Origin of the sequence: Bradyrhizobium cajani (genome assembly GCF_009759665.1) — a bacterium.
Taxonomy (GTDB): domain Bacteria; phylum Pseudomonadota; class Alphaproteobacteria; order Rhizobiales; family Xanthobacteraceae; genus Bradyrhizobium; species Bradyrhizobium cajani.
The window spans coordinates 1-7,277 of the sequence record NZ_WQNE01000074.1 but is presented as its reverse complement, the minus strand read 5'-3'; the positions used below and the strand labels follow the sequence as shown (position 1 = coordinate 7,277).

Sequence of the window (7,277 nt, the reverse complement as noted above, 5' to 3'; positions counted from 1 at the left end):
ATGACGCTGATCCATTACCGACACCTCACTCCAAGGCATGGACGGCCTCCCGAATCGACCAATCCAGCCATGTTGATGTGTCAGCTATGTCTCCGAACACCCGTCAGTGATCTGTCCGGGCTAAACACTATGCGGGGCATGACAAGAGAAACCTATGACTCGATTCCGGCGATGGCGCGGGCGAAGTCGCGCGCGGTGAACGGCGCGAGATCGTCGACGCCTTCGCCGACGCCGATGAAATGCACCGGCAGTTTGAATTTTTCCGCCAGCGCCACCAGGATGCCGCCGCGCGCGGTGCCGTCGAGCTTGGTCATCACGAGGCCAGTGACGCCTGCGGTGCGATGAAACGCCTCGACCTGCGACAGCGCGTTCTGGCCGACGGTGGCATCCAGCACCAGCAGCACCGCATGCGGCGCGGTTGCGTCCACCTTGCGGATGACGCGCACGACCTTTTCGAGCTCGTTCATCAGCTCGGCCTTGTTCTGCAAGCGACCGGCGGTGTCGATCAGGAGCACGTCGATGTTCTGCTCCTTCGCCGCCGTCAGCGCGTTGAAGGCGAGGCTGGCCGAATCCGAGCCCTGCGCGCCGGCGATCACGGGCGTCTTCGTGCGCTCGCCCCAGACCTTGAGCTGCTCGATGGCGGCGGCGCGAAACGTGTCGCCGGCGGCCAGCATCACCTTGCGGCCTTCGGATGCGAATTTCTGCGAGAGCTTGCCGATGGTGGTGGTCTTGCCGGAGCCGTTGACGCCGACCACGAGAATGACGAACGGCTTTTTCGCCGCATCGATCTCAAGCGGCTTGGCCACCGGCGCCAGCACCTTCTCGACCTCGGTCGCGACGACGTCCTTGACCTCGTCCGCCGAGATCGCCTTGTCGTAGCGACCCGTGCCGACCGCATCCGCGATCCGCACCGCGACTTGCGTGCCGAGGTCGGCGCGGAGCAGCACGTCCTCGATGTCGTCGAGCATGGCGCGGTCGAGCTTGCGCTTGGTGACGAGATCGGCGACCGCGGTCCCGAGCGAGGACGACGTGCGCTTCAGCCCGTTGGACAGGCGGCGCCACCAGCTCAGCTTGGGGGTCTCGGAGGTATCGTTCATGGCGGGGGTGTGTTAGCCGTTCCGGCCCATAAACGAAAGTCTTGCAATTGCTCGATGTTCCCGAATTGACCGCTGACGAGATCTTGAGCCGCGTGCTCCATCGCGACGGCCTGATGCTGGTCATCGACAAGCCGGCGGGCCTGCCAGTGCATCGTGGCCCCAAGGGCGGGCCCAACCTGGAAAGCTCTTTCGACGCTCTCCGTTTCGGCCTGCCGCGGCCGCCGGTGCTGGCCCACCGGCTCGACAAGGACACCTCCGGTTGCCTCGTGCTCGGCCGCCATCGCAAGGCCACCGCCTCGCTCGGCCTCCTCTTCAAGCACGGCAAGATCGGCAAGACCTACTGGACCGTGGTCGAGGGCGGGCCCGCTGAAGATGAAGGCACCATCGACATGCCGCTCGGCCGGCTCAACGCCGAACGTGGCTGGTGGCAGAAGCCGGATCCGGAAGGGCAGAAAGCAATCACGAACTGGAAGGTGATGGGCCGGGGCGCGGGCCTGACCTGGCTCGCCATGGAACCGGTCACCGGGCGGACCCATCAATTGCGGGTGCATTCGGCCGCGACCGGCTGGCCGATCGTCGGCGATAACATTTACGGCAACGGTCCGCGCTTCGGCGAGCCGCGGCTGCATCTGCATTCCCGCGAGATCGTGGTGCCGATCTCCCGGAACAAGGAGCCCATCCGCGTCGTGGCGCCCGCCCCGCCCCACATGCACGAGCGGCTCCGCGCCTGCGGGTGGAACGGGGAATAGCCTCTTAGACCCTCATGGTGAGGAGCGCGAAGCGCGTCTCGAACCATGAAAGGCCCCGCTGCTGCACCTCGGCCTGTATCCTTCGAGGCGCCCGCTTCGCGGGCTCCTCAGGATGAGGGTCATCGCCCATGGTTTACCAAACCTTCAGTGCTCGCCTCTAATGATAACGGTTGCTTAGAACAAGCTTCCGTCAATTCGCTCAGGACGAGCCACGCGTCATGTCCAAGGCCGAGCTATCGATCATCGACGAGGTCGAATCCGCACTTCGGATCGGATCGCCGGAAAAAGGCCTGGAAACCGCCCGGCGCGTGACCCACCTCTTCCTGTCCTCCGCCGGCAGTTTTGACGACGAGCAGATCGCGCTGTTCGACGAGGTGCTCGAGCGCCTGATCGGCACCATCGAACTGCGTGCCATCGCCGATGTGGCAGCGCGCGTGACGCTCGCCGAGATCAGCGCGCAGCTCGCGCCGATCGCGCAGGCGCCGCCCTCGGTGATCCGCCGCCTCGCCCACAACGACGAGATCCGCATCGCCGGGCCCGTGCTCCAGGAATCCGCGCGCCTCGACGACGGCGAGCTGGTGAAGATCGCATCATCCAAGGGCGAGCCGCATCTGCTCGCGATCGCCGGCCGCTGGTGGCTGAAGGACATCGTCACCGACGCGCTGCTGGCGCGCCGCTATCCCAGCGTCAGCCGGCGGCTCGCGGCCAATCCCGGCGCGCGCGTCTCCGGAGACGGTTTTGCCGTCATCGTCAGGCAGGCCGAGTCCGATCCGGAGCTCGCGGTCAGCGTCGGCGTCCGCGTCGACCTGCCGTCGGAGCTGCGCCGCCGATTGTTGCGCGCGGCGACGGATGCCGTGCGCGCCCGGCTGCTGTCGCGTGCACCACCGCATCTGTTCGAGGAGATCCAGAGCGCGATCGCGGCGGTCGCCGTCGGTGTCGAGCGCGAGATGTCGGGTGTGCGCGACTTCGAAGGCGCCAAGCGCGCCGTTGCGAACCTCAAGGCAACCGGTAACCTCAGCGAGGCGACCTTGTTCGGCTTCGCCACGCAGCGGCGCTATGAGGAGACCGTGGCGGCCCTGGCGCTGCTGTCGCAATCCACCGTCGAGGTGATTCGTCCGCTGATGCAGAGCCTGCGCGACGACGGCCTGCTCGTCCCCTGCAAGGCAGCGCAGCTCAGCTGGGAAACCACCGCCGCCGTGCTCGAAAGCCGTTTTGCGACAGGCGCGATGAAGCCGGCGGATCTCGCCAGGGCGCAGGGCCATTTTGCGCGCATGACCGCGGAGAATGCGCGGCGCACGCTGCGGTTCTGGCAGGTGCGGGCGTCGTAAGGGAGTGCGTTTGGGGCAAAGTCGATCGCCAAATTGACGGTGTCATCACCCGCGAAAGCGGGTGATCCAGTATTCCAGAGACGTTCGTGGGATACGGAAAAGCCGCGGCGTACTGGGTCGCCCGGTCAAGCCGGGCGACGACACCTATCGTGTGATGAGCCGCTCACCATCACTTCCAGCAATCCTCAGCGACACCACGCTACCCACGCGCTCGCCCGCAATCGCCACCGGCAAATAGTGCTCCGTGCGCCCCTGCGCTTCACTCTCGACCAGCACCTCGCGTGTTGCGCCGATCTCGGCTTGCAGTCGCTGACGCAGCGCCGCTTCGCCCGCCGTCCGCAGCCGCCTCGCGCGCTCCTTGATCGCAGCGCCCGCCACCTGCGGCATCCGCGCGGCCGGGGTGCCGGGGCGCGGGGAATAGGGGAAGACATGCAGGAACGTCAGCCCGCATTCCTCGACGAGATCGAGCGAGCGCGAAAACATCTCGTCGGTCTCGGTCGGGAAGCCCGCGATGATGTCGGCGCCGAAGACGACATCGGGGCGCAGGCGGCGGACCTGATCGCAGAATGCGATCGCATCGCGCCGTGAATGCCGCCGCTTCATGCGCTTCAGGATCATGTCGTCGCCGGATTGCAGCGACAGGTGCAAATGCGGCATCAGCCGTGCATCGTCGGCGATGGCATCGAGCAGATCGTCGTCGGCCTCGATCGAATCGATCGAGGAGATGCGCAGGCGCCTCAAGTCTGGCACATGTCGCAAAATCTGCCTTGTCAGCATGCCGAGTTTTGGCGCGCCCGGCAAATCCGTGCCGTAACTCGTGAGATCGACACCGGTCAGCACGATCTCGGCATGGCCGCGCTGGGCCAATGCGCGGACCTGATCGACCACCGCACCCATCGGCACCGAGCGCGAATTGCCGCGGCCGTAGGGAATGATGCAGAAGGTGCAGCGATGGTCGCAGCCGTTCTGCACCTGCACGAACACGCGCGGCAGGCCGCTCGCAAAGCCATCGATCAGATGCGGCGCCATCTCCTTCACCGCCATGATGTCGCTGACGGCGATCTTCTCGCTGGCACCGAGATCGAAGGCGTTGCGGGCCTCGCGCCATGCTTCGCCGCGCATCTTGTCGTCATTGCCGACGACGCGGTCGACCTCGGCCATATCGGCGAACATCGCGGTTTGCGTCTGCGCGGCGCAGCCGGTGACGACGATGCGCGCACCCGGCCGCTCGCGCTTCAATTTGCGGATCGACTGGCGCGCCTGCGCCACCGCCTCGTTGGTCACGGCGCAGCTGTTGATGATGATGGTGTCGGAAAGGCCGGCGCCCTCCGCCTCGCGGCGGATCACCTCGGCCTCGAACGCATTGAGGCGGCAGCCGAAGGTGACGATGTCGACGGCCATCAGCCGACCGGCGCGAACAGCGCCGGATCGAAGGTGCCCTCATATTCGAAGGTCGCCGTGCCCGTCATCAGCACGTGGTCGTCGCGCTCGCGCCATTCGATGCCGAGCTTGCCGCCGGGCAGCGTGATCTCGACCTTGCGCTCGGCGCGCTTCAGGCGTGCCGCGGCGACCGCCGTGGCACAAGCCGCCGAACCGCACGCCCTGGTCAGGCCGGCGCCGCGCTCCCAGGTGCGGATCGTGATGTGGTCGCGATCGACGATATGGGCGAGCGTGATGTTGGCGCGTTCGGGAAAGATCGGGTGGTTTTCGAGCAGCGGACCGAACCGCCCGAGATCATAGGCCTCGACGTCATCGACCCAGAAGATCGCATGCGGATTGCCCATGCTCACCACTGACGGCGAATGCAGGATCGGATTGTCGATCGGCCCGATCTGCAATTCGATGTAGCGGGTGTCGCGAAACTCTTCCGCCAGCGGAATGTCCTGCCAGCCGAACTTCGGCGCGCCCATGTCGACCGTGTAGAGATCGGGCGCCGGGCCCTGCCAGGCATTGAGCAGGCCGGCCGCCGTCTCGAACGTCGCCGTGGTCTGGCCGCTCTTCTCGAAGATGCGGCGCACCACGCAGCGCATGCCATTGCCGCAGGCGCCGGCTTCCGAGCCGTCATTGTTATAGATGCGGATGAAGGCTTCGGTGCCGTCGAGCCGGGGCTTCTGCAGCACCATGAGCTGGTCATAGGCCACGCCAGCCTGCGGCGATGCCACGGCGCGGGCGTCGTCCGGCGTCACCTTTGCGGTGGAATCGCGCATGTCGACAACGACGATCTCGTTGCCGATGCCGTTCATCTTGGCAAATGCGTGGTTGGCCAGCGCGCTCATGAAAATTCCCGAATTTCGCCTGCCTTATATGGCGATCCTTGCCGGCTTGGCCAGTGATTTGCGGCCCGACGCCGGGACGTCTGCCATGACGCATCTGTCATGGGACGAATTTGGCGCTCGCGTGTTAGAACGGCGGCGTTCGCGCGGACCGGGACCCGCGGCCGGGCGAAAAGCCGGATTGGGCCTTGGTGATGAAGGCCTTGGGGAGAATAAAATGTTCAGGTTTCGTCGTTTCGCTCTGGCCGCGCTGATCCCGGCAGCGGCCTTGTCGTTTGGTCTGTCCGCCACGCTGGCGCAAACCCCGAGCCCGGCGCCGGCCGCGTCGGCAAGCCCCTCGCCCGCCCCGTCGGCCGCACCCTCTCCGGCGGCGAGTGCCTCGCCGGCACCCGCGGCAACGCCAGCGCCTGCCGCCAGCGCCTCACCCTCACCCGGTCCGACCGCTGCGCCGCCGGCTGCGGCGGCCGCGCCCGCCCCCGTGCAGACCGCCGATCCCTTCGGCCAGGAGACCATGCTCGAGGCCAGGAAGGTCGTGATGGTCAAGGGTACTGCCAATTGGGACTCGGCCTTCGACACGCTGGTCGACGCCTTCAAGGCGCTGAACACGCTGCTGGACAAGCAGGGCATCAAGCACGCCGGCAATTCGATGATCGTCTACACCTCGACGGACGATACCGGCTTCACCTTCCTCGCCGAGATCCCGGTCGACCAGGATCCGAAGAACCTGCCCAAGGACATGAGCATCGGCAAATCGCCGGAGGGCAAGGCGCTGAAATTCGTCCATCGCGGCTCCTACGACAATATGGACAACACCTATGAGGCGATCACCAATCACCTTGACGACAAGAGACTGGAAGCCAAGGACACCTTCATCGAGGAGTACCTCACCGATCCCCTGAAGACGGCTGAGGACAAGCTCGTGATCAATGTTTTCGTGCCGCTGAAGTGAGACCGATGAAAAAGCCTGCCGTACTCGCCGCCGTCCTTGCCACCACGCTGCTGACCGCGCCGGTGCGCGCCGACGACTTCCCCGCCGCGATCTCGGTCAGCGGCGAAGCCACGATGTCCGCGGCGCCCGATCTCGCGCAGATCGATGCGGGCGTCGCCAATGACGCCAAGACGGCCAAGGAAGCGTCCGATGCCAACAACGCCGCGATGGGCAAGGTGCTGCTGGCGCTGAAGGGCGCCGGCATCGCCGAGAAGGACTACCAGACCTCGCGCCTGTCGCTGCAGCCGCAATACGGCCAGAACAAATCCACCGGCGCCTCGCCCGTGGTCGGCTTCCGCGCCTCCAACCGCGTCACCGTGAAGATGCGCGACGTGACCAAAGTGGCCGGCATCATCGACACGCTGGTCAGCGCCGGCGCCAACGATATCGGCAACATCTCGTTCGAGGTGACGCAGGCCTCGAAGCTGCTCGACGACGCCCGCGAGCAGGCGGTGGCCGATGCCCGCCGCAAGGCGGAGATCTACGCCAAGGCCACTGGCGTCACGCTGGGCGCGCCGCTCAGCGTCACCGAGGGCGGCGGCCCGGTGCCGCTGTTCAAGGGCCGCATGGCCGCAGCGCCAATGGCTGCGCCCGCCGCGGTCGCGCCGGGCGAGGAAACGCTGTCGGTGACGGTCAATGTGAGCTGGGCGATCAAGCCGAAAGAGCCGTAAGAGGCGCACTGCCTGTTACAAACTCCGCTGTCGTCCCCGCGGAGGCGCTAGAGCATGCACATATCTCTGAGGCTCCATCCTGCTGCGACGGCCTGGAAGTATTCGAGGCCGTTCTTGAGGGTTATCGGACCTGGGGGTTTGGAGGACGGGTAGCCATCCCAGCCGCCGAGA

General features: G+C 66.1%; 7 protein-coding genes. 4 read left to right on the top strand and 3 right to left on the bottom strand.

What is annotated here, in order from left to right:
* Positions 1-152 precede the first annotated feature (152 nt).
* Positions 153-1,097 carry a signal recognition particle-docking protein FtsY gene (gene ftsY, locus GPL20_RS38300; RefSeq protein ID WP_157337890.1) on the bottom strand — a complete coding sequence of 315 codons (945 nt, stop codon included), beginning with the start codon at positions 1,095-1,097 and terminating at the stop codon, positions 153-155.
* 47 nt (positions 1,098-1,144) lie between these two features.
* Between ftsY and GPL20_RS38295 the strand changes: the two genes are divergently transcribed.
* Together GPL20_RS38295 and GPL20_RS38290 are read left to right on the top strand one after the other, a co-directional pair.
* Positions 1,145-1,846, top strand: coding sequence for an RluA family pseudouridine synthase (locus GPL20_RS38295; RefSeq protein ID WP_167533393.1), 702 nt, complete (start codon positions 1,145-1,147; stop codon positions 1,844-1,846).
* Between the two features lie 218 nt (positions 1,847-2,064).
* Entirely contained in the window at positions 2,065-3,174 is a 1,110-nt protein-coding gene (locus GPL20_RS38290; protein ID WP_157337888.1) for a DUF2336 domain-containing protein, read from the top strand.
* 144 nt (positions 3,175-3,318) lie between these two features.
* Here the strand turns inward: GPL20_RS38290 and mtaB are convergent, their stop codons facing one another.
* Together mtaB and dapF are read right to left on the bottom strand one after the other, a co-directional pair.
* Complete coding sequence (gene mtaB / locus GPL20_RS38285) at positions 3,319-4,575, bottom strand: tRNA (N(6)-L-threonylcarbamoyladenosine(37)-C(2))-methylthiotransferase MtaB (protein ID WP_157337885.1); 1,257 nt, start codon at positions 4,573-4,575, stop codon at positions 3,319-3,321.
* A complete protein-coding gene (dapF, locus tag GPL20_RS38280) occupies positions 4,575-5,450 on the bottom strand; it encodes a diaminopimelate epimerase (RefSeq protein WP_157337883.1) in 876 nt (291 codons plus the stop codon). The genes mtaB and dapF overlap by 1 nt, the downstream gene beginning before the upstream one ends.
* Before the next feature lie 214 nt (positions 5,451-5,664).
* Between dapF and GPL20_RS38275 the strand changes: the two genes are divergently transcribed.
* Positions 5,665-6,396, top strand: a complete 732-nt coding sequence (locus tag GPL20_RS38275; RefSeq protein WP_157337881.1) for a GyrI-like domain-containing protein — start codon at positions 5,665-5,667, stop codon at positions 6,394-6,396.
* Positions 6,397-6,401: 5 nt separating this feature from the next.
* Positions 6,402-7,106 carry an SIMPL domain-containing protein gene (locus tag GPL20_RS38270; protein ID WP_157337879.1) on the top strand — a complete coding sequence of 235 codons (705 nt, stop codon included), beginning with the start codon at positions 6,402-6,404 and terminating at the stop codon, positions 7,104-7,106.
* Positions 7,107-7,277: the final 171 nt, after the last annotated feature.

Excerpts from the sequence above, each read along its gene's own strand:
- ftsY (WP_157337890.1), bottom strand. The coding sequence starts at position 1,097 with ATGAACGATACCTCCGAGACCCCCAAGCTGAGCTGGTGGCGCCGCCTG.
- dapF (WP_157337883.1), bottom strand. The coding sequence starts at position 5,450 with ATGAGCGCGCTGGCCAACCACGCATTTGCCAAGATGAACGGCATCGGC.
- GPL20_RS38275 (WP_157337881.1), top strand. The coding sequence starts at position 5,665 with ATGTTCAGGTTTCGTCGTTTCGCTCTGGCCGCGCTGATCCCGGCAGCG.
- GPL20_RS38290 (WP_157337888.1), top strand. The coding sequence starts at position 2,065 with ATGTCCAAGGCCGAGCTATCGATCATCGACGAGGTCGAATCCGCACTT.
- mtaB (WP_157337885.1), bottom strand. The coding sequence starts at position 4,575 with ATGGCCGTCGACATCGTCACCTTCGGCTGCCGCCTCAATGCGTTCGAG.
- GPL20_RS38270 (WP_157337879.1), top strand. The coding sequence starts at position 6,402 with ATGAAAAAGCCTGCCGTACTCGCCGCCGTCCTTGCCACCACGCTGCTG.